General features: G+C 50.1%; 25 protein-coding genes and 1 other RNA gene. 20 read left to right on the plus strand and 6 right to left on the minus strand.

What is annotated here, in order from left to right:
* Positions 1-2: 2 nt before the first annotated feature.
* Together LAJLEIBI_RS06980 and LAJLEIBI_RS06985 are read left to right on the plus strand one after the other, a co-directional pair.
* Entirely contained in the window at positions 3-1,166 is a 1,164-nt protein-coding gene (locus tag LAJLEIBI_RS06980) for a phosphoglycerate dehydrogenase (protein WP_040435185.1), read from the plus strand.
* A gap of 66 nt (positions 1,167-1,232) precedes the next feature.
* Positions 1,233-2,666: a polysaccharide deacetylase family protein gene (locus tag LAJLEIBI_RS06985; protein ID WP_138264626.1), complete on the plus strand. Its 1,434-nt coding sequence runs from the start codon at positions 1,233-1,235 to the stop codon at positions 2,664-2,666.
* Positions 2,667-2,971: 305 nt separating this feature from the next.
* Here the strand turns inward: LAJLEIBI_RS06985 and LAJLEIBI_RS06990 are convergent, their stop codons facing one another.
* Entirely contained in the window at positions 2,972-4,147 is a 1,176-nt protein-coding gene (locus LAJLEIBI_RS06990; RefSeq protein ID WP_040435186.1) for a ribose-phosphate pyrophosphokinase, read from the minus strand.
* Positions 4,148-4,342: 195 nt separating this feature from the next.
* On the opposite strand from LAJLEIBI_RS06990, the gene LAJLEIBI_RS06995 reads away from it, so the two are divergent.
* Genes LAJLEIBI_RS06995 through LAJLEIBI_RS07010 form a run of 4 tightly spaced genes read left to right on the plus strand, consistent with a single transcriptional unit; the run spans position 4,343 to position 8,682 of the window.
* Positions 4,343-5,650 (plus strand): DUF512 domain-containing protein, encoded by a 1,308-nt coding sequence (locus tag LAJLEIBI_RS06995; RefSeq protein ID WP_006443945.1) that lies wholly within the window; start codon positions 4,343-4,345, stop codon positions 5,648-5,650.
* A 33-nt stretch (positions 5,651-5,683) separates the two neighbouring features.
* On the plus strand, positions 5,684-7,012 hold the full coding sequence (gene der, locus LAJLEIBI_RS07000; protein WP_006443946.1) for a ribosome biogenesis GTPase Der: 1,329 nt from the start codon (positions 5,684-5,686) through the stop codon (positions 7,010-7,012).
* 2 nt (positions 7,013-7,014) lie between these two features.
* Positions 7,015-7,656, plus strand: a complete 642-nt coding sequence (plsY, locus tag LAJLEIBI_RS07005; RefSeq protein ID WP_006443947.1) for a glycerol-3-phosphate 1-O-acyltransferase PlsY — start codon at positions 7,015-7,017, stop codon at positions 7,654-7,656.
* Between the two features lie 12 nt (positions 7,657-7,668).
* Positions 7,669-8,682, plus strand: coding sequence for an NAD(P)H-dependent glycerol-3-phosphate dehydrogenase (locus tag LAJLEIBI_RS07010; protein ID WP_006443948.1), 1,014 nt, complete (start codon positions 7,669-7,671; stop codon positions 8,680-8,682).
* A gap of 810 nt (positions 8,683-9,492) precedes the next feature.
* On the opposite strand, the gene LAJLEIBI_RS07015 is transcribed toward LAJLEIBI_RS07010, so the two are convergent.
* The gene (locus tag LAJLEIBI_RS07015; RefSeq protein WP_040435187.1) at positions 9,493-10,380 is read right to left on the minus strand and encodes a LysR family transcriptional regulator; all 888 of its coding nucleotides are present in this window, start codon (positions 10,378-10,380) and stop codon (positions 9,493-9,495) included.
* Positions 10,381-10,578: 198 nt separating this feature from the next.
* Here LAJLEIBI_RS07015 and LAJLEIBI_RS07020 point away from each other — a divergent pair, with 198 nt between their 5' ends.
* From LAJLEIBI_RS07020 to LAJLEIBI_RS07085, 14 genes are all read left to right on the plus strand, one after another.
* A complete protein-coding gene (locus LAJLEIBI_RS07020; protein WP_006443958.1) occupies positions 10,579-11,418 on the plus strand; it encodes a sugar phosphate isomerase/epimerase family protein in 840 nt (279 codons plus the stop codon).
* A 35-nt stretch (positions 11,419-11,453) separates the two neighbouring features.
* Positions 11,454-13,379, plus strand: coding sequence for an oxidoreductase (locus tag LAJLEIBI_RS07025; RefSeq protein ID WP_006443959.1), 1,926 nt, complete (start codon positions 11,454-11,456; stop codon positions 13,377-13,379).
* Positions 13,380-13,402: 23 nt separating this feature from the next.
* The gene (locus tag LAJLEIBI_RS07030) at positions 13,403-14,275 is read left to right on the plus strand and encodes a shikimate dehydrogenase (RefSeq protein WP_040435188.1); all 873 of its coding nucleotides are present in this window, start codon (positions 13,403-13,405) and stop codon (positions 14,273-14,275) included.
* 38 nt (positions 14,276-14,313) lie between these two features.
* Positions 14,314-15,597 (plus strand): MFS transporter, encoded by a 1,284-nt coding sequence (locus LAJLEIBI_RS07035; RefSeq protein ID WP_040435189.1) that lies wholly within the window; start codon positions 14,314-14,316, stop codon positions 15,595-15,597.
* Between the two features lie 113 nt (positions 15,598-15,710).
* Positions 15,711-17,147, plus strand: a complete 1,437-nt coding sequence (locus LAJLEIBI_RS07040) for a hypothetical protein (RefSeq protein ID WP_006443962.1) — start codon at positions 15,711-15,713, stop codon at positions 17,145-17,147.
* A gap of 61 nt (positions 17,148-17,208) precedes the next feature.
* On the plus strand, positions 17,209-18,681 hold the full coding sequence (gene spoIVA / locus LAJLEIBI_RS07045) for a stage IV sporulation protein A (protein ID WP_006443963.1): 1,473 nt from the start codon (positions 17,209-17,211) through the stop codon (positions 18,679-18,681).
* A 170-nt stretch (positions 18,682-18,851) separates the two neighbouring features.
* Complete coding sequence (locus tag LAJLEIBI_RS07050) at positions 18,852-19,238, plus strand: CidA/LrgA family protein (RefSeq protein ID WP_040435190.1); 387 nt, start codon at positions 18,852-18,854, stop codon at positions 19,236-19,238.
* Positions 19,231-19,908, plus strand: a complete 678-nt coding sequence (locus LAJLEIBI_RS07055; RefSeq protein ID WP_006443965.1) for an LrgB family protein — start codon at positions 19,231-19,233, stop codon at positions 19,906-19,908. The genes LAJLEIBI_RS07050 and LAJLEIBI_RS07055 overlap by 8 nt, the downstream gene beginning before the upstream one ends.
* Positions 19,909-19,963: 55 nt before the next feature.
* Entirely contained in the window at positions 19,964-20,431 is a 468-nt protein-coding gene (locus LAJLEIBI_RS07060; protein WP_006443966.1) for a MogA/MoaB family molybdenum cofactor biosynthesis protein, read from the plus strand.
* Positions 20,432-20,440: 9 nt separating this feature from the next.
* The gene (locus LAJLEIBI_RS07065; RefSeq protein WP_006443967.1) at positions 20,441-21,124 is read left to right on the plus strand and encodes an MBL fold metallo-hydrolase; all 684 of its coding nucleotides are present in this window, start codon (positions 20,441-20,443) and stop codon (positions 21,122-21,124) included.
* Positions 21,125-21,136: 12 nt separating this feature from the next.
* On the plus strand, positions 21,137-21,610 hold the full coding sequence (gene rnhA, locus LAJLEIBI_RS07070) for a ribonuclease HI (protein ID WP_006443968.1): 474 nt from the start codon (positions 21,137-21,139) through the stop codon (positions 21,608-21,610).
* A gap of 50 nt (positions 21,611-21,660) precedes the next feature.
* An RNA gene (gene rnpB / locus LAJLEIBI_RS07075) (RNase P RNA component class A) lies at positions 21,661-22,010 on the plus strand.
* Between the two features lie 81 nt (positions 22,011-22,091).
* On the plus strand, positions 22,092-22,589 hold the full coding sequence (locus tag LAJLEIBI_RS07080; RefSeq protein ID WP_050765524.1) for an aminoacyl-tRNA deacylase: 498 nt from the start codon (positions 22,092-22,094) through the stop codon (positions 22,587-22,589).
* On the plus strand, positions 22,586-23,128 hold the full coding sequence (locus tag LAJLEIBI_RS07085) for a flavodoxin family protein (protein ID WP_006443970.1): 543 nt from the start codon (positions 22,586-22,588) through the stop codon (positions 23,126-23,128). The genes LAJLEIBI_RS07080 and LAJLEIBI_RS07085 overlap by 4 nt, the downstream gene beginning before the upstream one ends.
* Before the next feature lie 42 nt (positions 23,129-23,170).
* Here LAJLEIBI_RS07085 and LAJLEIBI_RS07090 read toward each other — a convergent pair whose 3' ends face one another.
* From LAJLEIBI_RS07090 to LAJLEIBI_RS07105, 4 genes are read right to left on the minus strand one after another with little or no spacing between them, the layout of a single operon-like run.
* Complete coding sequence (locus tag LAJLEIBI_RS07090) at positions 23,171-23,611, minus strand: aspartate carbamoyltransferase regulatory subunit (RefSeq protein WP_006443971.1); 441 nt, start codon at positions 23,609-23,611, stop codon at positions 23,171-23,173.
* Between the two features lie 12 nt (positions 23,612-23,623).
* Complete coding sequence (gene pyrB, locus LAJLEIBI_RS07095) at positions 23,624-24,541, minus strand: aspartate carbamoyltransferase (RefSeq protein ID WP_040435191.1); 918 nt, start codon at positions 24,539-24,541, stop codon at positions 23,624-23,626.
* Positions 24,542-24,551: 10 nt separating this feature from the next.
* Positions 24,552-25,088 (minus strand): nitroreductase family protein, encoded by a 537-nt coding sequence (locus LAJLEIBI_RS07100; protein WP_040435192.1) that lies wholly within the window; start codon positions 25,086-25,088, stop codon positions 24,552-24,554.
* Between the two features lie 59 nt (positions 25,089-25,147).
* The gene (locus tag LAJLEIBI_RS07105; protein WP_083790629.1) at positions 25,148-25,531 is read right to left on the minus strand and encodes a putative ABC transporter permease; all 384 of its coding nucleotides are present in this window, start codon (positions 25,529-25,531) and stop codon (positions 25,148-25,150) included.
* Between the last annotated feature and the right edge of the window lie 43 nt (positions 25,532-25,574).

The raw sequence follows: 25,574 nt of genomic DNA on the forward strand, positions 1-25,574 counted from the left end.
TCATGTATAAATATCATTGCTTAAATCCAATCTCTGATGTAGGGTTGGAACAGTTTACAGAAGACTACATCCCTGTCAGTGACGCGAAAACCGCAGATGCTGTGCTCGTAAGGAGCACAGCCATGCATGAAATGGAGTTTGGTACGGAACTCAAAGCGATCGGCAGAGCCGGGGCAGGCGTGAACAACATACCGCTTGAACGGTGCTCAGAGAACGGGATCGTCGTATTTAACACACCGGGAGCAAACGCCAACGGTGTGAAGGAGCTGGTGATCGCCGGAATGCTTCTCGCTTCCCGGGATATCATCGGCGGCATCAACTGGGTGCAGGAAAATGAGGAGGACGGCAATATAGCCAAAGACGCGGAGAAGGCAAAGAAGGCATTTGCTGGCTGCGAACTGGACGGCAAGAAACTGGGAGTGATCGGTCTTGGCGCCATCGGTGTTCTTGTGGCGAATGCGGCTACACACCTCGGCATGGATGTGTACGGTTATGATCCTTATGTATCTGTCGATTCGGCGTGGAGACTTTCCAGGAGCATCCGCCACGCAAAGACGGTGGATGAGATATATAAGGACTGTGATTACATTACGATCCACGTTCCTGCTCTTGAGAGCACAAAAGGCATGATCGACGCAGATGCTTTAAATCTCATGAAAAAAGGAATCGTTGTGCTGAATTTTGCGAGAGACGTACTTGTGGATGAAGAGGCGATGATAGACGCGCTGCTGTCAGGCCATGTTAAGCACTATGTCACGGACTTCCCCACACCGGCCATGGCCGGAGTAAAGGGAGCGATCGTGATACCGCATCTCGGGGCCTCCACAGAAGAGTCGGAGGATAACTGCGCGAAGATGGCGGTAAAGGAGATCCGGAATTATCTGGAACATGGAAATATTACAAACGCCGTAAATTTTCCCGACTGTGATATGGGATACAAGGGAAGCAACACGAGAATCGTGCTGCTGCACCACAATATTCCCAACATGCTCGGCCAGTTTACAAAAGTCCTGGCTGAGGATAACCTGAATATCGCGGATCTGGCCAACAAAAGCAAGGGTGAATTTGCCTATACGATGATAGATATAGACTCAGAAGTGCCGGCCGGCGTGACGGAGGAACTCATGAAGATCGAAGGGGTGAGAAGAGTAAGAATCATTGAATAATTCTTAAAAAAGCTGTATACTCAACATAACAGGGGAAATGTTGTTTATTACAGGGGAGACATACGAATGAAAAAAAGAAGAATACATAAGAGACGCCGGAATAACAGAGGAAGAGCAGGGACCTTTTTCAGGGTTCTTGCTCTTCTTGTCGTCTGTTTGATGCCCTTCCTTCTGTTTCGGACAGCGGCAGCGGCACAGCGGGAGGAACAGATCATCATCAAAGCCGTATCCGGCGAGATACTGCAGGGGGAAGAACTGTCTGAGCCTGCTGTGCAAATATACGCAGATGGCAGCGAAAAAGCTGTGCTCGACAAAAAAAGCGGATACACGGCGGGAGACTTGCTGAATGACCTGAAAAGCGGAAAAGGCTACACGCTCAAATGTGAAGCGGACGCGTCACTGGAAGGCGACTATCCGGTAGAGATAGTTCTGGATGGTGATATGAGCAGCGCTTTAAAAAACGCGTGGATCGGTCTCGTTTCCATCAAGACGGAAGACGGACTCATCCGCGTGAAAAATCCGGTTGGAGAATGGGAAGGCAGCAAGTTCAGGCGTTACGACGGCAGTTATGTGCTCAGTGATTTCGTCGTATCAAAGGGGAATACATATTATTTTGACGGAGACGGCAATAAAGTGAGCGGGCTTACCAATATAGAAGGCGCTGTATATTATTTTGACCGTGACGGCATCATGCAGACAGGCTGGCAGGAGATCGAAGAAAGCCGTTATTACTTTACAGATAAAGGCGCGGCGGCTGTGGGCTGGCAGGAACTGGACGGAGCGACCTATTATTTTGACAAGGAAGCAAAGATGGCGACGGGAGAAACATATCTCGGGCTCACCCTCTGTCTGTTTGATAAAGACGGAAAGCTGCTGTCCAAAAAGGAAAGCAGCATAGACCCGAACAGGCCGATGGTCGCGCTCACTTTTGACGACGGCCCGGGGCCGAGGACAAAAGAGCTTCTCGATGCGCTTCAGAAATATAATGGCCATGCCACCTTCTTTATGCTTGGCCAGAAAGTTCCCTCATACGCAGAAGTGGTAAAGCGGATGAAGGAACTTGGATGTGAGCTCGGCAACCATTCCTATGACCATGCGGACTTGTCAAAGATGGACGCGGCAGGCGTACAGAGCGAGGTGGACAAGACGAACGAAAATATCAGTCAGGCGGCGGGACAGGGAGCCAGCGTGATGCGTCCTCCTTACGGTGCGATAAGCAGTACGATGAAGACCACGATAGGGATGCCGATGATGCTCTGGAACATAGACACGCTTGACTGGAAGACACGGGACGCGCAGAAGACGATCGATGCGGTCATGGGAAGTGTAAAGGACGGAGATATCATTCTTATGCATGATATACATACGGAGAGTGTGGATGCGGCGCTTGAGCTTATTCCCCGGCTTATGGACGAAGGATATCAGCTAGTGACGGTGTCCGAGCTGGCTGCCGCAAAAGGAAATGAATTGCAGAACGGCGGTGTGTATACGGATTTTTAGACATCGTTAAAAAATGCACAAAATGAAGGTGCATAAATATGCAAAGTTTGTTAAAAATTTATCTTTACAATATCTCCGGTTAGTGTTAATCTTTTAACGGAAAGAAAAATAAAAGATTAACATAAAAGGAAGTGAGATTCGATGAAGAATTTAGTTTCTGCTCTAAAAAAATACTTTACAGAAAATACTGCTCTTACAACTTACATGGAGAAGCACTGATCATAAAGTATTGAGAGGGAAAAAAGAAGCCGGACCCGGGAGCGGGTTCAGGCTTCTTTTTTGTGGAGAGAGCTGATCTCACTTTTTTATTTTCCTGCGTTATGCCGTTCCAGCAGCGCATGTATCTTATCGGTTGGGTTTAAGACAGAACCGATCGTAATGTCGTGATTCAGAGAATCTATAATGAGGGCGATGAACTTGCTCAGATCCGCAACGACAAAGTACGGTTTCTCATAGGCGGCAGGAGGAAGGTAAGTAAGGTTTGTCGTAATGACCCTGTCGATGTAGCCGCTTTCATAATAGTCGTCAAACTTGTCAAAACCTTCGGTGAACAGTCCGAATGTCGTACAGACGAACACCCGTCCGGCTCCTCTTTCCTTCAGCTGCTTTGCCACGTCGAGCATACTTTCCCCGGAAGAGATCATATCATCTACGATAATGACATTCTTGCCTTTGATGTCGTCGCCGAGGAATTCATGGGCCACGATGGGATTCTTGCCGCCGACAACAGTGGAATAATCACGGCGTTTGTAGAACATTCCCATGTTGACGCCGAGTACATTGGAGAAGTATACGGCCCGGTGCATGGCGCCTTCATCGGGGCTCACTACCATTAAGTGTTCCTTATCCACAGAAAGATCCGGTTCGGCTCTAAGCAGCGCTTTCATGAACTGGTACGGCGGGTTAAAGTTGTCAAAGCCCTGTAGTGGGATCGCGTTCTGGACACGCGGGTCATGGGCGTCAAATGTGATAATGTCACTTACACCCATTTCCATGAGCTCCTCAAGAGCGAGGGCACAGTCAAGTGATTCCCGTTTCGTCCTCTTGTGCTGCCTGCTTTCATACAGAAACGGCATTATGACATTGATGCGGTGCGCCTTTCCGGTGGCTGCGGAGATGATCCGCTTTAGATCCTGATAGTGGTCATCCGGAGACATGTGGTTCAGGTGGCCGTTCACCGTGTAAGTAAGACTGTAGTTGCAGACGTCGACCATAATGAACAGATCCTTGCCCCGAATGGACTCTCCGATAATGCCCTTGGCTTCGCCGGTGCCGAAGCGGGGACATTTACATTCGATCAGATAATTTTCAAGCTGGTAGCTGGAAAAGAGCGGGGAGTCAAGCGATTCTCTCAATGTTTGCTGACGGAACCGGACAATATAATCATTTACCTTCTGTCCAAGTTCCCGGCAGCTTTCAAGAGCTGCGATCTTAAGAGGTGCTACCGGAAGAGCTTCTTCCATTAGTTTAATATTCGGCATAATATTCTCCTGTATCTCAACAATATTTTGGACCGGCTGAACATCTGCAGTCCAATATGTATACACATTCGTACAACTTATTTATATCACCTTTTCCATGAGATGGTCAACACCCTTTCGCCTTCGGGTGGACTATTTTCGGAAGGTGGGGTATAATAATAAGGCTAAGATAAAATAAAACCGAGGAGTTTATTTATGAGACATGAACATATCATTAAGGAAATTGTCCCGGGAAGCATTGCAGAGGAAATGGGAATTGAACCCGGGGACAGACTGCTGTCCGTTAATGATAAAATAATAGAAGATGTATTTGATTATCATTTCTGTGTAAATGAAGAGGAGCTTGTCGTTCTGATCGAGAAGCAGAACGGGGAAGAGTGGGAACTGGAGATTGAGAAAGACTATGAGGAAGATCTGGGGATCGAATTTGAACAGGGACTGATGGATGAGTACCGTTCATGCCGCAATAAGTGTATGTTCTGTTTTATAGACCAGATGCCGGGAGGAATGAGAGACACGCTCTATTTTAAGGATGATGATTCCCGCCTGTCGTTTCTTCAGGGCAATTATATTACACTGACGAACATGAGTGACCATGATATTGAGCGCATTGTGACATATCATCTGGAGCCGATCAACATTTCCTTTCACACGACAAATCCCGAACTGCGCTGTAAGATGCTTCACAACCGGTTCGCAGGTGACGCGCTGAGGAAGGTGGACAGACTGTATGAGGGCGGCATCACGATGAACGGACAGATCGTCCTGTGCAAAGGCATCAATGACGGGGAAGAACTGGAGCGGAGCATTCGTGATATGTCCCGTTACCTGCCGTATCTGCAGAGCGTATCTGTAGTGCCGGTAGGGCTTACGAAGTACCGGGACGGACTGGAACCGCTTGAACCCTTTACCCGGGAGGATGCGGGGGAGGTGCTGGACATCATCCACAAATGGCAGGACAGGCTTTACGAAGAGCACGGACTTCATTTCATACATGCAGGTGACGAGTGGTATATACTGGCCGGACAGGAGATGCCGGAGGAGGAGAGATACGACGGATATCTTCAGCTTGAGAACGGCGTCGGTATGCTGCGGCTTCTTGAAAATGAGTTTGAGGAGGCTTATGCCAGGCTGGACGGCGACAAAAAGATAAGGGAAGTGTCTGTCGCCACGGGTCTGCTGGCAGAGCCGTACATCAGGAAGATGGCAGAGCGGCTGAAGGAGAAATATCCGAATACGGCGGTACACGTATATCCGATCCGCAATGAGTTCTTCGGGGAGCTCATCACAGTATCCGGATTGATCACCGGACAGGATCTGGTAAGCCAGCTTAAGGGGAGAGAGCTTGGAGAGCGTCTCCTTCTGCCGTGCAATATGTTCCGGAGTGAGGAGAGTGTATTTCTGGATGATGTAACACTTGATGAACTGAAAGAGACTTTACAAGTCCAGGCAGATATTGTAAAATCAAGCGGACAAGATTTTATAGAAGCAATAATAAGGTAAGAATGGATATGCATATAGATTAGGAGAATAAGTATGAGTAAACCAGTTGTAGCTATTGTGGGGCGGCCCAATGTAGGCAAGTCCACACTTTTTAATGTACTGGCAGGCGAGATGATCTCGATCGTAAAGGATACGCCCGGAGTGACGAGAGACCGTATATATGCTGAGGTCAGCTGGCTTGACAAGGAATTTACGCTGATCGATACCGGCGGTATTGAGCCGGAGAGCAAGGATGTGATCCTGTCTCAGATGAGGGAACAGGCGCAGATCGCCATTGATACGGCGGACGTCATTGTTTTTATCACAGATGTGAGGCAGGGGCTTGTAGATTCGGATTCCAAAGTGGCGGATATGCTCCGCAGGTCCGGCAAGCCGGTGGTGCTCGTCGTAAATAAAGTCGACAGCTTTGATAAGTTTATGCCGGATGTATATGAGTTTTATAATCTCGGCATCGGGGATCCGGTGCCTGTCTCTGCGGCGTCCCGCCTCGGCATCGGGGATATGCTGGAGCGGGTGGCACAATTTTTCCCGGAGCACAGCAGTGAGGAGGAAGACGACGAACGTCCGAGGATCGCGATCGTAGGGAAACCAAATGTCGGAAAATCCTCCATCGTAAACAAACTGCTCGGGGAGCAGCGCGTCATTGTGTCTGACGTGGCGGGAACGACACGGGACGCCATCGATACGGAGATCATACACGGAGGCAGAGAATATGTCTTTATCGATACGGCAGGACTGCGCAGAAAGAGCAAGATCAAGGAAGAACTGGAGCGGTACAGCATTATACGTACGGTGACAGCTGTGGAACGCGCGGATGTGGTCCTCGTTGTCATCGACGCGGCTGAGGGCGTGACGGAGCAGGATGCCAAGATCGCGGGAATTGCCCATGAACGGGGCAAAGGTATTATCATTGTCGTGAACAAATGGGATGCCATAGAGAAAAATGACAAGACGATGCGGGAGTATGAACACCGTGTCAGACAGGTTCTTTCCTTTATGCCCTATGCTGAGATCATGTACGTCTCGGCGGAGACGGGACAGCGCCTGAATAAGCTGTATGATATGATAGATATGGTCATTGAAAACCAGACGCTGCGCGTGGCGACAGGTGTGCTCAATGAGATCATGACAGAAGCGGTGGCAATGCAGCAGCCGCCTTCTGACAAAGGAAAGAGGCTGAAGCTCTATTACATTACACAGGTGTCGGTGAAGCCGCCTACCTTTGTGATCTTTGTCAATGACAAGGAGCTTATGCACTTTTCTTACACAAGATATCTGGAAAATAAAATACGTGAGGCATTTGGCTTTAAGGGGACTTCACTGAAATTCTTTATACGGGAGAGAAAGGAAAAGGATCGTTAGTTATGGAACGCTTGATATGTGTGATGATCGGTTACGCATTTGGACTGCTGCAGACAGGATATATCTACGGAAAACTGCACCATGTCGATATCAGAAAGCAGGGCAGCGGCAACGCGGGGACGACAAATGCCCTGCGCACGCTCGGCTGGAAAGCCGGCGCCGTCACTTTTCTGGGGGACTGCTTTAAGTGTGTATTCGCCGTTATTGTAGTACACCTTATCTTTGGAGGAACACATGGAGATATCATGCCGGTATTGTCCATGTATGCCGGTATGGGAGCGGTACTTGGACATAATTATCCGTTTTATCTTGGATTTAAAGGTGGTAAAGGAATCGCCGCCACCGCAGGGCTGATCGTCAGTACGGTGAACGCGTGGATGGTGCTCATCTGTCTCGTTGTGTTTGTGGGACTTGTGGCGGGCACCCGGTATGTCTCTCTCGGTTCTCTGGCAGTGGTCATCGTATATCTGGCAGAAGTTGTCGTGTACGGGCAGACGGGGGGATTCGGCGTGTCCGGCAGCAGTCTGTGGGAGATGTACGGCATAGCGCTTTTTCTCATGCTTTCCGCATTCTTTAAGCACAGGGCAAACATTAAGAGGTTACTGAACGGAACAGAAAATAAACTTGGTTCCGGGAAAAAATAAGGAGGATGTATTATGGCAAAAGCAGGTATTATGGGGGCGGGAAGCTGGGGAACGGCACTGGCGCTCCTGCTTCACAAGAATGGCCATGACGTGGCTGTGTGGTCCATCAACGAAGAGGAAGTAAAGATGCTCTCCACAAAGAGAGAGCACGAGAGCAAGCTCCCGGGGGTAAAGATTCCGGACGATATGGAATTTACTACGGATATGGAGTCCGTCATCAGAGGAAAAGACTTCCTTGTACTGGCAGTGCCGTCTCCGTTTACGAGAAGTACGGCGCGCAGTATGAAGCCTTTTGTCGCCCAGGGCCAGATGATCGTGGACGTGGCAAAGGGGATCGAGGAGACGACATTGATGACGCTCTCCCAGCAGATCGAGGAAGAGATCCCACAGGCGGATGTGGCGGTGCTGTCCGGACCAAGCCATGCGGAGGAGGTCGGCAGAGGCCTTCCTACGAGTGTCGTGATCGGAGCGAGGACGAAGGAGACAGCAGAATATCTCCAGGGAATGTTTATGAGCGAAGTGTTCCGCGTATATACAAGCCCGGATATGCTCGGCATGGAGCTGGGCGGTTCCCTTAAAAATGTGATTGCTCTTGCGGCAGGTATCGCCGACGGTCTCGGATATGGAGACAACACGAAAGCGGCGCTTATCACGCGCGGAATCGCGGAGATCGCAAGGCTCGGAGTGAAAATGGGCGGAGCGATCGAAAGCTTTACCGGCCTGACCGGGATCGGGGACCTTATCGTCACCTGCGCCAGCCAGCACAGCCGTAACCGCAGAGCCGGATATCTCATCGGCCAGGGCATGAGCATGCAGGAAGCAATGGATGAAGTGAAGATGGTCGTAGAAGGAGTATATTCCACCAAAGCAGCCGTGAAACTCGGTGAGAAGTACGGCGTCGCTCTGCCGATCATTGATGAGGTGAACAAGGTACTGTTTGAAAACAAAGACCCTAGAACAGCGGTCAATGAACTGATGCTCAGAGACAGCAAGGCAGAACACACTGCACTGCCCTGGAAGGAGTAATTGGGGTTTTTGTTGGGGATGTTTGGAGGTATTGGCGGTGGACGGCAAAGGGGACGGGCGCACATGACTGTGGAAGCGCGCTCCGGCAGGCGGGAAGCCGTAACTGCAGAAAGAGCCGGAAACGGACAACCGAGCCTATTCGGAATGAAATCCTGAAGGGATTTCCTCCCTCAGAGGCTCTCGGGAATGTTATTTGTGATAACATTCCCGTGTCTGTTTCTGGCTCTTTCTGCAGCAACGGCTTCCACACCTGCCTCCGAACGCGCTTACACAGCCATGTGCACCCGTCCCCTTTGCCTGTTCATCGTCAGGAACTTAAACATTCCCAACGGGAGAGGATCCCCTGGAGTGTTCCAATGGATGAAATTGTATCTGGAGTGCTGGGCTGGTTAGCTTAGAGGTGCATGCAGATGGCAGCGGCCTATGGCCGGTGGTTATGAAAGTTACATCCACAAGGTAAATCCATGGAATCCCGCCAGGGAGTCTCGAATGTTGAAGGAATTTGAGCTTTGTGAGATGTCAGGCTTAGGAAAGGCGGCAGGGGGAGGCGGGGCGTTGGAGGGAGCTTTGTCAGGCCGTTAGGGAAGAAGACACGGTAGTAACAGACCAGAAACTGCGCTACAAGTGCAGTTTATGAGACAGCTGACACAGGAAATCATCCAGATTTCCTGTGGAATTCTGTCGGTGTCTGTTACTACCGTGTCTTCTTCCCTTACGGACTGCAAGCGTACTGACCGCCCCGCCTCCCCCTGCCGCCTTTCCTAAGCCGTACACTGCCATTCCTCAAATCCCTCCAACAAAACCATCCCGTCACAGTTTGGCGTGTTCTGTGACGTATCTTTTGAAATCGATGATGGCGGGCGCCTGGTATACATTTTTCAGGGTGGCCATGTAGAAGAGACGTTCCCATGCGGGCTCGTGTATGGCGATGGTATGTACGGGCATATAGCCGAGTATTTCCATTCTCGGTACTACCGCTATGCCGAAGCCTGCGCCTACAAGGCCTGCCACTGCCTGGTCTTCTTCCAGGGAGTAGACGATGTCGGGCTGGCCGCCGCACTGTTCAAACAGATGGTCAATGATGGGCCGCAGGCCGCTGCGTTTGGAAAATACGATCTGCGGATAGGGGAGAGTCTCTTTTAGATCTATCTCATGGCGGCCGGAGAGCGGATGATCTTCCGGGACGATCACAACGAGTTCCTGCCTGGCGACCGGCGTGAATTCTATCGCCGGCTCATTTTCCATGAGAGAGCAGAAGGCAACGTCATACCGGCGCTCCTTTACGCCCTGTATAATATCCGGCGTCAGGCCGGTGGAGGTGTGAAAGTAAAAGTCTATATTTTTTTCCGGCCGGGTATCTAGAAAGCCCCGGACAAACTGGGGAACGACCGATGTGCTCAGTGTGCGCAGAAGCGCCACGTCGATCCGTCCTTCTCCCGAACCGGTCATCTGCAGCTTGTTGATACTGGAATCCAGCATGCCGAGCGCCTGTTCTACGTCAGTGAGGAACGCCTGGCCGCACTTTGTCAGAACCACATTTCTTCCTTCTTTCTCAAACAGCTTTACACCCAGTTCTTTTTCCAGAGAGGCGATCGCGTGGCTCAGACTTGGCTGGGTTATGGCGAGGATCTCAGCAGCTTTCGTATAATGTTCCAGATGTGCCAGTGTAACAAAATATCTGAGATGATACAGATTCATATGCGTCTCCTTTCGTCTTTTATCGACATGTCCACATTCTAACATAACCCATAAACAAAATCTATGAATTCGGCTAATATTACCAATTTGTTTTTAATTTAACGATAGAATATAATAAAACCATAGTAAAAGTAACAAGATTGAACGGGTAAAATATAAGAATCATGTTCAATTTCAACAACGGAAGGAGAATGTAATATGTCAAAAAAATATCCAATCACAATCAGTTCCTGGACACTGGGAGACCAGTGCAAGTTTGAAGACCGTGTTATCGCCGCCAAAGAAGCGGGATATGAGGGGATCGGCCTCAGGGCGGAAACATATGTGGATGCGCTCAATGAAGGATTATATGATGAAGATATCATGGCGGTCCTTGAGAAACACGGCATGAAGGTTACTGAGGTTGAGTACATCGTACAGTGGGCGGAAGATAACCGTTCTTATGAGCAGAAATATAAAGAACAGATGTGTTTCCATATGTGCGATCTTTTTGGCGTGAACCATATCAACTGCGGCCTCATGGAAAACTACTCCGTGGAGCATACAGCACAGAAATTAAAAGAACTCTGCCACAGAGCGGGAAAACGGATCATTGGTGTAGAACCGATGCCATACAGCGGCATTCCGGATCTGAAAAAAGGCTGGGAAGTAGTCAAGGCGAGCGGATGTGACAACGCCATGCTTATTCTTGACACATGGCACTGGGTGCGCGCAGATCAGCCGTATGACATTCTCACAGAAGAGATCGCAAAGAAGGTTGTATCTATCCAGATCAATGATGCGTACGACAGACCATATGCAAAGACGATCTTGAGAGACGAGTCCATGCACGACAGGCTTGCACCGGGAACAGGAGCAAAAGACACGGCAGGATTTGTGAAAATGATCAAAGATGCGAAAATCGAACCGGCAGTAGTAGGCGTGGAAGTGATCTCAGACGAAATCCTCGCAAGGGGCATTAAAGAGGCAGCGGCACATACATACGACAACACGGTGAAAGTGCTGAGAGAGACATGGCCGGAAGTGGTTGAAGATTGATTGTTTAAGAGAAAGTTAAAGAGAGAGGGAAAAATATGAAATTTGACAATATGTTTTCACCAATACAGATTGGTCCTATGACTGTAAAGAACCGTTTTGTAGTCCCGCCGATGGGAAATAATTTCGCCAACACAGACGGCACGTGGAGTGAACAGTCCGCCGCCTATTACGCAGAGCGGGCAAAAGGGCAGTTCGGCCTCATCACGATAGAAGCTACGGTCGTCCACGAGGGAGCCAAAGGCGGACCGAGAAAGCCTTGTCTTTACAATGACAACAGTATTGAGAGTCTGAAGAAGATCGTGGATGCCTGTCACGCAGAAGGAGCAAAAGTGTCTGTACAGCTCCAGAACGCGGGGCCGGAAGGAAACGCAAAGAATGCGGGCGCACCGATCCAGGCGGCAACGGCGATCCCGTCGACATTCGGGCGGGACACACCGGAGGAAGTGCCGGCTGCTCAGGTATATGAACTCGTAAAAGGATACGGGGAAGCTGCGAGACGCGCGATGCAGGCAGGGGCCGACGCAGTGGAGATCCATATGGCGCATGGATATCTTGTGAATTCCTTTATCTCCCAGAGGACAAATAAACGGGTAGATGAGTTTGGCGGAAGCTTTGAGAACAGGATGCGGTTCCCGCGCCTTATCATTGAAGAAGTGAAGAAAAATGTAGGGGATAAAGTGGCCATACTTGCCCGCATCAACAGCGCGGACGAGGTGCCCGGCGGTGTGGATGTACACGACAGCGCGGCGATAGCGGCCTATCTGGAGGAATGCGGCGTACAGTGTCTTCATGTTTCCCGCGCGGTACATATCAAAGATGAGTACATGTGGGCGCCCACCACGATACACGCCGGTTTTTCGGCAGAGCTGGTGACAGAGATAAAAAAAGCGGTCTCCATACCGGTCATTACGGTAGGACGCTATACAGAGCCCCAGTTTGCAGAACTGCTCGTGAAGGAAGGACGCACCGATCTGGTTGCCTTTGGCCGTCAGTCACTGGCAGACCCGCATATGCCGGAGAAGGCAATGCAGGAGCGTCTGGAAGACATGATCCCTTGTATCGCCTGTCTTCAGGGCTGCGTTGCAAATATGTACAAAGGGGAGCCTATCTGCTGTCTGACAAATCCGTTCCTCGGACATGAGGCGGAAGGTTATCCGAAGGCAGAACAGGCTAAGAAGGTCATGGTGATCGGCGGCGGTGTTGCAGGCTTATGCGCGGCATTTATCTGTGCGGAGAGAGGCCATGAAGTTACCTTGTACGAAAGCACGGGCAAGCTGGGCGGCAATATGAGACTTGCTGCTTATCCGCCGGGAAAAGGCGATATCACAGGCATGATCAGAAGCTATATCGTAAGATGTGAAAAGGCCGGCGTAAAAGTGAAAATGAATACGGCTGCCGACATGGACACAGTGAAGGAAGAAAAGCCGGACGCAGTCATTGTGGCGACCGGATCCAAAACATTGATCCTTCCGATAGAAGGTATTGATGATCCTGCCATCATCCATGGTTCCGATCTGTTGGAAGGCAGACGTCAGGCGGGAGAAAAGGTACTCGTTGTGGGCGGCGGAATGGTCGGCTGTGAGATCGCGGCATTTCTCGGTGAACAGCAGCACAAGGTGAGCATTATCGAGTTCCGGGATTCCATGGGCGCGGATATGATCACAGAACACAGAAAGTATGTGATGAAAGACTTTGAGGAATACAAGATAGAGCAGATCGTCAACGCAAAAGTGTGCAAGTTCTATGAAGACGGCGTGGAATACGAATCACCGGACGGAGTAAGACATGAAGTGAGAGGATTTGATTCGGTCATCCTTTCCATGGGATTCAGAAATTACAATCCGTTTGCGGAGCAGCTTGAGGAGCTCGGACAGGAAGTATACGTAGTCGGTGACGCCACAAGGGCGCGCAGGGCGCTGGATGCGACTAAAGAAGCATATGCGGCGGCAATGCAGATCTAAGCAGAATACTGGAGGGAATGAAAATGGAAAAGAGAATATCAGGACATACAGGTTTAATGGCGCTGTTTGGGACACCGGTGGGGCACTCAGGCTCCCCGGCCATGTATAACTTCAGCTTTCAGCATGACGGCCTGGATTATGCTTATATGGCATTTGACGTAAATGTGGAGCAGATGCCGAAAGTATTCGAGGCGATACGCCTTTTGAATATGCGGGGCGGAAACTTTACGATGCCCTGTAAGAATGTGGCGGCCAAGCTCGTAGATAAGCTGTCCCCGGCGGCAGAGATCATCGGCGCGTGCAACGTGTTCGTCAACGATGACGGCGTGATCACAGGACATGTCACAGACGGCGTCGGGTTTGTGAAAAATCTGGAGCTCAACGGAGTCGATGTGAAGGGTAAGAAAACAGTCATACTCGGAGCCGGCGGAGCAGCCACCGCCATTCAGGTCCAGCTGGCCCTCGACGGCGCAAAGGAAGTGAAGATATTCAATCCTAAAGATGATTTCTTCGCGAGAGCAGAAGGGACAAAGGCAAAGCTGGCTGACAGATGCCCACAGTGTGTTGTGACGGTAGAAGACCTGGATGACAAAGAGAAGCTGGCAGAGGCAGTGAATAACTGTGATATCGTGATCAATGCGACGATCATGGGGATGAAACCGTATGATGATGTGTCGCTTATCGACAAGTCTTTGTACCGCAAAGACCTGATCGTGGCGGATACCGTGTACAGCCCGGAAAAGACAAAGATGATTCTTGAGGCGGAAGAGGCCGGCTGCAAAGCGGTCGGCGGAAAAGGAATGCTTGAACAGCAGGGAGCCGTGAACTATGAATTATTTGTGGGCAGGAAAATGCCTCTTGAGGAGTATCAGAAGTTCCAGAAAGAAAATAAATAATCGTTTGTTTTTATAGAAGAAAGAATAGGAGAATGAGGATGAAAGCAAAGAAGTATATTCTATCATTGGTGACAGTCTACATGTGTTATTTTACACATGGGATTCAGGCCATTATCCTGTCACAGAACAAAGTAAACTTCTTCACGCAATGGGGATACACAGATGAAGTGGCAGGGGCAGCGGCCGTATCGCTTGCTATAACCGCAACCGGTTTTGGTAAATTTCTGACCGTATGGCTCGGCGGGGAAGTGTCGGATAAGATCGGCCGGAAGAAAATGGCTGTGGCCGGAGGCATACTGTATATCATCTGTTTTGCAGGCCTGCTGTTTTCCACCAATTTTACAGTGGCATGTGTATGTGCGTTCCTCGCAGGCGTGGCGACATCCGGATTCTGGGACGCATCCCTGTATCCGGCGGTTCAGGAGGCAGCTCCAAAGTATGCAGGTTCGGCGCTCATCGGTATCAAGGCGTTTGTATCTGTGTCCGGTATTATCTATCCGTTAATGGCTGTACATTTTTCCGCGGCCGGCAACTGGAAGATAAATGTCTGGATTCCGTTGATTCTGTCTGTCGTTTGTGTTATCCTTGCGGTGATCGCTCCGTTTGTGTATGACGACCAGATGAAAGAGACCGTGAAAACGGCCGACGGCAAGACGACCAATGCGGCGCAGGCAGAAATTGATGCGGCCAAGGCTCGTATGAAAACAAAACCGGGCGGACTTGTAAACTTTGTCACGATGTTCTACGGCTTCATCTGTATGTTCATCATGTACGGTGCACAACAGTATACAAAGGCTTTCGGTATGACAAACTGCGGATTGTCGGAGATGCAGGCGGCAGGCATGACGTCCATCTATACGGCAGGCTCCATCATCGCCGTTGTATTCTGGGCGATCATGATGGGCAAGCTGAAATGGAATCCGCTGAAAGTAGTGCTCATTGATTCCGCATTTACGGCTGCGGCGCTGGCCATCGTACTTCTTGTCAAAAATGTAGGCGTTGTCTATGTAGCGATCGCGCTTCTCGGATTCTTTGCAGCCGGCGGTGCGCTGCAGACAGGACTTGGCGTCCGTCAGGAGATGTGTCCGGGACCGAAGGGAAGAAATACGGGTATCTACTATACATGGATGGGGCTGGCAAGCTGTTTCCTTCCTTACATAGTATCTGCAATGACAAAATCTATCGGAGAAACGTCTGCGATCTACACGATGATGGCACTGCTGCTTGTCGCGTCAGTCATCGCCGTAGTGATGATGGCTTATCTGGTAGCACAATATAAGAAGATATTTGGAAATAACCCGCTTGGAAGGCAGGAAGCGTAAAGTCTTCTTAAACTCTGCTCTTGATCGTGAGAGCAGAGTTTCTTACAGGCACATATTGTTTGTCTATTAACGAACGATAACTGCCATATCATGAGAATGAGGAGGTTGCACAGATGAGTGCAAGAAGAGTAAAAAATCCGAAAGAGCTCCCTTATATTCCGCTCGGGCCGTTTCAGTGGAGGATCCCGGGACTGCACTACCGCATTGAACAGGTGGAATTTTTCCAGGGGCTTGTTCTGGGCGCCACCGCGCTCAGTTCCATTCCGTATCTTACGGACTATCTTGGGATCCCGTATGAACTGGCGTGGAGCTGCGTCATCATAGAGGTGTTCATGTACATGCTTCACGGCTGGCTGGGAGACCCGGTCGTGCCGGGCTGGATCACGCCTACGCTGCCGTTTACCCTGGCGTTTATCACCGGATTTGAAAAAGGACCGGAGAGAATCCAGGCTATGATAGCGGTGCAGCTGCTCGTGGCGTTTGTATTTATCTTCATGGGAGTGACAAAGCTGGCCGACAGATTTGTGCGAAGCGTGCCTACCTCTATCAAAGGCGGTATTCTGTTGGCAGCTCCCATCACGGTCATACAGGGACAGCTTGAAAAAGGGAGCCAGCTTCTGACCGCTCCTGTCGCTACGCTGGCCGGGACACTGCTGCTGGCTTTTCTGAGCTTTTCCCCGTTCTGCGAGAAAAAGAGAGGGAAAATAAAGCTGCTGGATATTATGGCAAAATACGGCAACCTGTTCCCGTATCTGGTCGCCATGCTGCTCGGTGTACTGCTCGGGGAACTTGCAAAGCCTACGCTGGAGCTTGGAAGTATCATCCGTATTCCGGATTTTGGAAATATATTCCGTACCGTCAGCGTATTTTCTGTCGGGTTTCCGCCCCTTTCCATGTTCATACAGGCTATGCCTCTTGCATTGATCTGTTACGTTCTTGCGTTCGGTGATTTCGTCACGTCTGAGACGCTCGTGAAAGAAGCACAGGAGAGCCGGGACGACGAATATATTGATTTCAATTCGAGCCGCTCCAATTTGATCAGCGGACTGCGCAACCTTATCCTCGCTCTGTTCGCACCATTTCCGCCGCTGGCAGGACCGCTCTGGGTCGGTGTGACGGTATCGGTGGCGGTGCGCTACAAGGAAGGGAAGAAGGCGATGAAATCGCTGATCGGAGGGATGAGCTCCTTCCGGATGGCCACATTTTTGAGCGTTATTCTTGTTCCGGTCGTCTCCTTTATGAAACCGATCATGGGAGTCGGTTCAGCGATCACGCTGCTCTTTCAGGCTTATGTCTGTGCGAGGATCGGCATGGAATACTGCAAGTCGAACACGGACAGGAGCATAGCCGGAATCATGGCGGCAGTTCTGGCCTTTAAGGGTTCCGGCTGGGCGCTGCTTGCGGGATTTGCTCTGAATTTTCTTCTGTCCAACATGGAATTTCAGAAGAAGAAGCTCGGTGTGCCGACGACGGCGGAGCTGGAAGTGATAGAAAAATCGAAAGAAGAAGAGATAAAAGCGCTTGCGGCAAAGAAGTGCATAGAAAATTAATCGGAATAATCCCCCCTTGTAACGCATACACTTGTATCAGCATAACAAGGGGGTATTCACAATGAACACGTTTCAGCTGTACAAAGATATACAAGCCAGGACAAACGGAGAAATATACATAGGAGTCGTAGGACCGGTGCGTACCGGAAAGTCTACATTTATCAAACGTTTCATGGATGTGCTGGTACTCCCGCATATGGAGGATGAGCATGGAAAGTCACGGACGAAGGATGAGCTGCCCCAGTCTGCGTCGGGCAGGACGATCATGACGACAGAGCCCAAGTTCGTGCCGAAGGAAGCGGCAGAGATCAGGCTGTCTGACGATGTGTCTGTAAAGGTGCGCCTCATAGACTGTGTGGGTTACATGGTAGAAGGCGCGTCCGGCCATATAGAAGGCGGGGAAGAACGGCAGGTAAAGACGCCATGGTTTGATTATGAGATACCATTTACGAAGGCGGCTACGATCGGTACGAGAAAGGTGATCCATGACCATGCAACGATAGGAATCGTGGTGACGACAGACGGAAGCATCGGAGATATTGAGCGGCAGGGATACCGGGAAGCCGAGGATAAGACGATCCGGGAGCTGCAGAGCATCGGCAAGCCTTTTATCGTACTTGTGAATTCTAAAAAGCCATATGGGGATGAGGCCAGAGAGACGGCGCAGGAGCTGGAGCAGCAGTACGGTGTGAAAGCCATGCCGGTAAACTGCGAACAGCTGAAAGAAGATGACATCTATCAGATCATGGAGGCGGTACTGTTTGAATTTCCGGTGTCGGAAGTGCAGTTCTTCATTCCAAAATGGGTGGAGATGTTACCGAGAGACCACAGAATCAAGCAGGATATGCTGGAACATATCCGGGCTGTCATGGATGGCTTAGGCGAGATCAAAGATGCCGCCGCCGGAGTGGAAAAACCGGAAAGTCCTTACATAAATGACATGAAGGTAGACCATATAGAGATGGATACCGGATGCGTGAAGGTGAGAATAGACATCGCCGATAAATTCTACTATGAGATGTTAAGTGAACTGACAGGCACGCCGATAGCAGGGCAGTATGAGCTTATCACAGCGATGAAGAACCTGTCGGAGCTCAAGGATGAATACGAAGGAGTAAAGGATGCGTTCGCCGCAGTCCGCATGAAAGGCTACGGAGTTGTAAGCCCGAAGAAAGAAGAGATCACGCTGGAAGAGCCGGTCATCATCAAACAGGGCAACAAGTTCGGAGTCAAAATACACTCAGAGGCGCCGTCCATCCATCTCATACGCGCCAACATAGAGACCGAAATAGCACCGATCGTCGGAAGTGAACAACAGGCGGAGGATCTGGTCCGCTACATCAAGGAAGCCGGTGACACAGAAGGCGGTATCTGGAGCACAAATATATTCGGAAAATCCATCGAAGATCTCGTGATGGACGGCATGCAGAATAAGATGGCTGTCATCAATGACGAGAGCCAGGTAAAACTGCAGGATACGATGCAGAAGATCGTGAACGACAGCAACGGAGGACTCGTCTGCATCATCATATAAATTGTCAGATAATTTAATGAATTTTGAAAGGGGTCAGACCCCTGCGGCATGCAGGGGTCTGACCCCTTTCAAAATTTACTGCCGGGGGTGGAATTTGACTGCATTTTTATGTTATACTCTTTTGGAGACTGCGCGATATGCAATCTATTTTTACGATGGGAGTTTTGTTTATGAATATGAAAATACTGAGGCAGCTTGGAATCATCCTTGCGCTCTGTCTCGCGGCGGAATTTGTTGTATCTCTGCTTCCGATCGCCTTTCCGGGCAGTGTGACGGCTATCCTGATACTGGCGGCTCTGCTGGGGCTTAAGATACTGAAAGAGGGGCATATTAAGGAGACTGCGGATTTCATGCTGTCCAATATGGCGATCGTGTTTGTGCCGGTATCTATCGGCATGGTGGAGGATATCGGACTGCTTAAGGGGCAGCTTGCAGGGTTCCTCACCGTTGTCTGTATCTCTCTTATTCTGACGTTTCTTGGTACATATGCCTCAGTGAGGCTTGTTCAGGTATGTATGGGCAGGCTGTCGGGAAAGGGAGGTGCGGCCGGTGCGTGAGTTATGGGCGAATCCTTTGTTCGGGGTGTTCCTGACTGTTACCACTTTCTATATCGGCGACTGGACGGCCAAAAAGATAAGATCACCCCTTGCCAACCCGCTGCTCATCGCCATGGTACTCTGTGTGGCGGTGCTTAAGCTTCTGCATATTCCGTATGAGGATTACATGGAGGGAGGACAGTTTATCTCACTGTTTCTCGTCCCGGCGACGGCGATGATCGGTCTGTCTATCTACCGGCAGAGGGAAGTGCTCAGACAGCAGTTTTTCCCCATTGTCATCGGATGCCTTGTGGGCAGTGTTATATCCATGGGAAGTACGATCGTGTTGTGCAGGGTGCTGGCGCTTCACCAGGAGATGCTGGCATCGCTTTTGCCGAAGTCTGTGACGACGGCCATCGCGCTCGATCTGTCTGACCAGCTGGGCGGTCTGCGCTCTGTCACCATGATGGCAGTTATCATATGCGGAACGGGCGGCGCGATCGTGCATCCGTTTATCATACGTCTGCTGAGGCTGAAAGACCCGGTCGCCACGGGGGTGGCATTCGGCACGGCGAGCCATGCGATAGGTACGGCGAAGGCCATCGAGATGGGAGAGGTGGAAGGCGCCGTGAGCGGTGTGTCCATGGGGATTGCAGGAATATGCACCGTAATCATTGCATTATTTTTATAAAAGCGTTAAAATTTTACTATATGACTACGTTAAGAGAAAAATATGGAGGTACAGTATGAAAGTTGCGATCATAACAGCGAGTACAGAGATATACAAAGGGAAGAAAGAAGATGCCGGAGGCCCGGTCGTAAAGAAAATCATGGAAGATGCCGGACACAGTATCGTGTTCATGAAAGCACTGCCGAGTGACCGCAAGGTGATCTCCACTGTCATGCAGCGGATGGCGGACGCCCATCTGACTGACTTGATACTCACTACCGGCGGAGCCGGCTGCGCGCCGAATGATTATACGCCGGAGGCGACTATGGATGTTGTGGACAGGCCGATCCTCGGGATACCGGAAGCCATGCGCGCGTTCACGATGCAGGTGACGAAGCGTTCCATGCTGAACCGGAGCGCTGCCGGGATCAGGGGAGATGTGCTTATCGTAAATCTGCCCGGCAATGCGAAGGCGGTCAAGCAGTGCCTCGATTATCTGCTTCCTGAGATCACTCATGCGGTAGAAGTCATAAAAGGAGTATAAAAGTATTGTATGAAAATAACATATTTGAATCACAGCGGTTTTGTCCTTGAACTGGAACATGATGTCCTTATTTTTGATTATTACAGAGGAGAGCTCCCCGCGCTTCCAAAGGAAAAGAACATATATGTATTTTCCAGCCATGCCCATCCTGACCATTTTCAGAAAAAAATATATGACTGGGACAAAATGTACGGCGGCATCACCTATATTTTATCCGATGATATTCAGACGGAGGGTAGAAACGAGAGGATCATCCACGTGGGGCCGAGGCAGGAACTTGAGGCCGGCGGCCTTCATATTAAGACGTTCCGTTCGACGGATGAAGGCGTGGCGTTTCTCATCCGTACAGAGGGAAAGACGATATATCACGCAGGAGATCTGAACTGGTGGCACTGGGAGGAAGAAGGACCGGTGTACAATGAGATGATGCGCAGGAATTATCAGCATGAGATCGGAAGGATGGAAGGCGAAAAGATCGATGTGGCATTTGTCCCGCTGGATGCGAGACAGGAAGAACAGTTTTACTGGGGCATGGATTATTTTATGAAGCATACAGATACGAAGCGGGTATTTCCCATGCATATGTGGGATAAGTATGAGGTATATGAATGGCTGATGGATAAGGAAGAAGCGGCGGACTACAGAGACAGAGTCATGCATATTACAAAAGACGGACAGACATTTGAGATATAGGAGAGAGATAATATGCAGGTAAAAATATATACAGACGGCGCCGCCAGGGGCAACCCGGACGGGCCGGGAGGGTACGGCACAGTCCTGGAATATGTGGATTCCAGGGGAGAGCTGCACACAAAAGAACTCTCACAGGGATATAAAAAGACGACAAACAACCGTATGGAATTGATGGCGGTCATTGCCGGTCTGGAGGCGCTGAACCGTCCCTGTGAGATCGAACTGTATTCAGACTCCAAATATGTGGTGGATGCGTTCAACCAGCGCTGGATCGACGGATGGATCAAAAAGGGGTGGAAGCGCGGCAAGAATGAGCCGGTGAAGAATGTGGACTTATGGCAGCGGCTCCTGAAGGCAAAAGAACCGCACAAAGTCACATTTATATGGGTGAAAGGGCATGACGGCCATGTGCAGAACGAGCGGTGCGATACACTTGCGACTACAGCGGCGGACGGGGACGGCCTCATAACTGACGAGGGAGTCTGACAGTCGAAGCGGCTTTACAATAAGAGAAGAGTATGGTAAAGTATGAGGTGCAAGTAAGACAGGTAATCGCAGCTGCAGAGGCCGAAAGGCCGCAGGTGAGGAAAGTCCGGGCTTCACAGGGCAGGATGCCGGATAACGTCCGGTGGAGGCGACTCCAAGGCCAGTGCAACAGAAATGTACCGCCCAGAATATCTGGGTAAGGGTGGAAGGGCAGTGTAAGAGACTACCGCCTCTCTGGCAACAGAGAGGGCACATGTAAACCCCATCCGAAGCAAGACCGGATAAAGGCATTGTGGCGGCCCGCCACGCCTTAGGTAGGTTGCTGGAACCTGCTGGCGACAGCAGGTCTAGATAGATGATTACCCAACGACATAACCCGGCTTATCGTCTTGCTTGCCTTTAAACGTGGTATTTTATACCATGTTTTTCTTTTTATAGACGCAATTGCCGGCAGTAAAAGTGTGAAAACGGAGGGATGGATATGGCGGCACAACGTGTAGTCAGATTATTGAAAAAGCAGACGTTTACATATGAAATACGGGATTGTGACCGAGATTTTGAAAGTACGGAAGATTCTATAAAGCTTCTGTCTGTGCCGGAAGAGAAGATCGCCAAAACACTTGTGTTTGCAGCCCCCATAGGCGCCAGCGTGATCATATTGTCGGGGGATGCGAAGATAGATCCCGGCAAGTATGAAAAGCAGTTTAAGGTGAAACGGATCGTCCTGGATGAGGAAGATCTGATGGAATATACCGGATGCCGGCCGGGGGCCGTAAGTCCGATAGCGCTCCCGGGGAAAAGGGCGAAAGTATATATGGATGTATCCCTGCAGCGTTTTATGGACGAGTATGTATACACGTCCGGAGGCACGGGAAACAGCGCAGTCGGCATTACGGCGCGCGACTTATATGAAGTGACCGGATGCCGGCAGTGGATAGATATCAGCAGCGGCTGGAGGAGAGGAGAGGACGAAGAATGAAGAATATTGTAGTGATAACGGGAAGTCCGCGCAAGAACGGCAACAGTGAGAGAATGGCAAATGCATTTATCAAAGGGGCGGGAAGCAAAGGACACCGGCTGACGACGATCAGCGCCGCGGAGCTTAACATTCAGGGATGCAGAGCATGTGACGGGTGCTATAAGACCGGCCATCCTTGCGTATTTGCGGATGATTTCAACCATATTGCACCGGCGCTTCTGGAGGCGGACGTCATCGTATTTGCCACACCGCTTTACTGGTTCACATTCCCGGAACAGATAAAGGCGCTCATAGACCGGTTTTACGCGCTGATGCGGGGGGATATACCTTTCAGGGGAACAAAGGAATGCATGCTGCTCGTGTGCGGGGCGGATGAAAAAGCGGCATTTGCGGGCATTGTGAAGACTTATGAGATTATGGCAGATTACCTGAAATGGAAAGACAGAGGACATGTGATCGCGGAAAAAACAGAGGAGAAGGGTGACGTTGATAAGACCGGCATCCTGGATGAGATCCGGCGCCTCGGCGAAGAGATATAAAGAACAAGCGGAGTGGCCACCCACTCCGCTTGTTGTTACAGATCAGCGTTCATCATATTTTTCTTCACAGTATTTGCAGCGGTAAACTTCTTTCTCAGGGTCTGTCAGAACGAAGATATGATCCAGCTCCTGTTCAATGGAGGTGATACAGCGCGGATTCTTGCACCGGATGACATTTGTGATCTCCTTTGGCAGTTTTAACGCTTTTTTATCCACGATCTTCTGGTCTTTGATGATGTTGATCGTGATATTGTGGTCTATAAAACCGAGGATGTCCAGATCGATAAAATCAATGGGACATTCGATTTTTATAATATCTTTTCTTCCCATCTTGCTGCTGCGGGCATTCTTGATGATGGCGACACAGCAGTCCAGCTTATCGAGCTTCAGGTGCTTATAGATATCCATGCTTCTTCCAGCCTGGATATGGTCCAGAACGAACCCCTCCGAAATACTGCCTACATTCAAAGTATTTTCAACCATGACAATTCCCTCCTAAACTTCGATTTCCAGTAATGTAAGTATGAGAGCCATCCGTACGTAGACGCCGTACTGCATCTGCTTGAAATAGGCGGCTCTCGGGTCGTCGTCAACTTCTACGGAGATCTCGTTCACTCTCGGAAGGGGATGGAGCACAAACATGTCGTCCGGTGCCAGTTTCATCTTCTTGGCATCCAGGATGTAGAAGTCCTTCATACGCACATAATCTTCCTCATTGAAGAACCGTTCCTTCTGAACACGCGTCATATAGAGGATGTCCAGCTTAGGAAGTGCTTCCTCGAGGCGGACGACCTCCTCGTAAGGCACATTCTTGGCATCCAGGACATCATTGCGTATGTAACTCGGAAGTCTCAGTTCCTCGGGTGATATGAGTATAAATTTAATTCCTGTGTAACGGACAAGCGCGTGGATAAGTGAGTGCACGGTACGCCCGAATTTTAAATCTCCGCACAGTCCGATGGTCATGCCGGACAGATGACCTTTTAAAGAGCGGATCGTCAGCAGGTCGGTCAGTGTCTGTGTCGGATGCTGGTGTCCTCCGTCTCCGGCGTTGATCACAGGGATGGAAGAGTGGCGGCACGCCACCATAGGCGCTCCTTCTTTCGGATGACGCATGGCACAGATATCTGCATAGCATGAAATAGTACGGATCGTGTCTGACACGCTTTCCCCCTTAGCGGCAGAACTGGAATCAGCGGTAGAGAACCCCATGATATTACCGCCCAGATTGAGCATGGCAGCCTCATGGCTCAGCCTTGTCCTCGTACTTGGCTCATAAAATAAAGTGGCCAGCTTCTTTCCTTCACACGCATGCGCATATTTTTCGGGATCTGCTTCTATGTCATTGGCCAGATCCATCAGTTTATCCAACTCTTCCACCGAAAAATCCAGTGGACTCATCAAATGTCTCATAAAAACCTCCTTATCGATATGTCAATAATTCTTTCACAGATTTTCTTCCGGGCGCAGCCGGTTCGATCGCGGGCCGGCCGACTGCGATCAGCGCGGCAAGCTCCTCATCCTGCGGTATATCCAGCAGCATGCTGATCCCCTGCTCATCCCAGATCCCCATGATCACAGTTCCAAGCCCCGCGTCATGTGCCGCAAGACAGAACGTCTGGCACGCAATACCTGCGTCGAACATCTGCCAGCGGTCTTCCTTGGCAGTCGTAAAAGAACCGTCGCGTTCAAAACCACAGATACCTTTTACAAAAGTAACTGCGACGAGCAGCGGTGCCTGCTTTACGATTCTGGAATTGAATTCCGGGGTAAAATGAGTAGCGATAGTATCAAGAACTGAAGGATCTTCGACTGCGATATAACGGGTGATCTGACTATTCTTCCAGGACGGCGAATAGGATGCGGCGGATATAATAGATTCTAACAGAGAATGTTCCACACGTTCTGGTTTGAACCTGCGGATGCTTCTTCGTGTCACGATGCATTCCTTGGTATTCATATCATAATCCTCCCATATTGAAAATCTTTCATATATCATATAATAAATACGAAAGATTTTCAACTTCTGGACAGGATTTTTTCAAACAGCAGTCCGGCGCCAAACCAAAGCGGCGCATAATCAAGGCGGACGAGGCCGTTAATATTCAGCGGCGCCTTGCTGTAATCCCACGGACAGGCGTCGATCCTGCGCAAAACAGACCCGGTAATATATTCTCCGACAAAAATGCAGCATGTGTATACACCTCCTCTAAGGACCGGGCTTTTGCCTTTCAGGACTTTGCAGACGGGCGAAAGAAAACTGGCCATACCGTAGATCGGGAACATCCAGATCGACGTGTTGCCCATCAGTGTGGGATTTTTTTCTTTATAGGAATGGAGGCCGGTGAAAAGAATCTCCATACACCAGCCCGCCGTTCCACAGGAGAGAAAATTATGTTTCATACGATGTAAGTATGTCAATGGACAGTAGATTTTATGCATGAAA

The sequence above is a fragment of the [Clostridium] hylemonae DSM 15053 genome (assembly GCF_008281175.1).
Classification (GTDB): Bacteria; Bacillota; Clostridia; order Lachnospirales; family Lachnospiraceae; genus Extibacter; species Extibacter hylemonae.

Bases quoted from the DNA above. Each gene is read 5' to 3' on its own strand.
- LAJLEIBI_RS07050 (WP_040435190.1), top strand. From the start codon at position 18,852: ATGAATATGAAAATACTGAGGCAGCTTGGAATCATCCTTGCGCTCTGT.
- LAJLEIBI_RS06985 (WP_138264626.1), top strand. From the start codon at position 1,233: ATGAAAAAAAGAAGAATACATAAGAGACGCCGGAATAACAGAGGAAGA.
- LAJLEIBI_RS07025 (WP_006443959.1), top strand. From the start codon at position 11,454: ATGAAATTTGACAATATGTTTTCACCAATACAGATTGGTCCTATGACT.
- LAJLEIBI_RS07020 (WP_006443958.1), top strand. From the start codon at position 10,579: ATGTCAAAAAAATATCCAATCACAATCAGTTCCTGGACACTGGGAGAC.
- pyrB (WP_040435191.1), bottom strand. From the start codon at position 24,541: ATGAGACATTTGATGAGTCCACTGGATTTTTCGGTGGAAGAGTTGGAT.
- LAJLEIBI_RS07080 (WP_050765524.1), top strand. From the start codon at position 22,092: ATGGCGGCACAACGTGTAGTCAGATTATTGAAAAAGCAGACGTTTACA.
- LAJLEIBI_RS07015 (WP_040435187.1), bottom strand. From the start codon at position 10,380: ATGAATCTGTATCATCTCAGATATTTTGTTACACTGGCACATCTGGAA.
- rnhA (WP_006443968.1), top strand. From the start codon at position 21,137: ATGCAGGTAAAAATATATACAGACGGCGCCGCCAGGGGCAACCCGGAC.
- LAJLEIBI_RS07065 (WP_006443967.1), top strand. From the start codon at position 20,441: ATGAAAATAACATATTTGAATCACAGCGGTTTTGTCCTTGAACTGGAA.
- LAJLEIBI_RS06980 (WP_040435185.1), top strand. From the start codon at position 3: ATGTATAAATATCATTGCTTAAATCCAATCTCTGATGTAGGGTTGGAA.
- der (WP_006443946.1), top strand. From the start codon at position 5,684: ATGAGTAAACCAGTTGTAGCTATTGTGGGGCGGCCCAATGTAGGCAAG.
- LAJLEIBI_RS06995 (WP_006443945.1), top strand. From the start codon at position 4,343: ATGAGACATGAACATATCATTAAGGAAATTGTCCCGGGAAGCATTGCA.
- LAJLEIBI_RS07090 (WP_006443971.1), bottom strand. From the start codon at position 23,611: ATGGTTGAAAATACTTTGAATGTAGGCAGTATTTCGGAGGGGTTCGTT.
- plsY (WP_006443947.1), top strand. From the start codon at position 7,015: ATGGAACGCTTGATATGTGTGATGATCGGTTACGCATTTGGACTGCTG.
- LAJLEIBI_RS07105 (WP_083790629.1), bottom strand. From the start codon at position 25,531: ATGAAACATAATTTTCTCTCCTGTGGAACGGCGGGCTGGTGTATGGAG.
- LAJLEIBI_RS06990 (WP_040435186.1), bottom strand. From the start codon at position 4,147: ATGCCGAATATTAAACTAATGGAAGAAGCTCTTCCGGTAGCACCTCTT.
- LAJLEIBI_RS07060 (WP_006443966.1), top strand. From the start codon at position 19,964: ATGAAAGTTGCGATCATAACAGCGAGTACAGAGATATACAAAGGGAAG.
- spoIVA (WP_006443963.1), top strand. From the start codon at position 17,209: ATGAACACGTTTCAGCTGTACAAAGATATACAAGCCAGGACAAACGGA.
- LAJLEIBI_RS07040 (WP_006443962.1), top strand. From the start codon at position 15,711: ATGAGTGCAAGAAGAGTAAAAAATCCGAAAGAGCTCCCTTATATTCCG.
- LAJLEIBI_RS07010 (WP_006443948.1), top strand. From the start codon at position 7,669: ATGGCAAAAGCAGGTATTATGGGGGCGGGAAGCTGGGGAACGGCACTG.
- LAJLEIBI_RS07085 (WP_006443970.1), top strand. From the start codon at position 22,586: ATGAAGAATATTGTAGTGATAACGGGAAGTCCGCGCAAGAACGGCAAC.
- LAJLEIBI_RS07035 (WP_040435189.1), top strand. From the start codon at position 14,314: ATGAAAGCAAAGAAGTATATTCTATCATTGGTGACAGTCTACATGTGT.
- LAJLEIBI_RS07030 (WP_040435188.1), top strand. From the start codon at position 13,403: ATGGAAAAGAGAATATCAGGACATACAGGTTTAATGGCGCTGTTTGGG.
- LAJLEIBI_RS07100 (WP_040435192.1), bottom strand. From the start codon at position 25,088: ATGAATACCAAGGAATGCATCGTGACACGAAGAAGCATCCGCAGGTTC.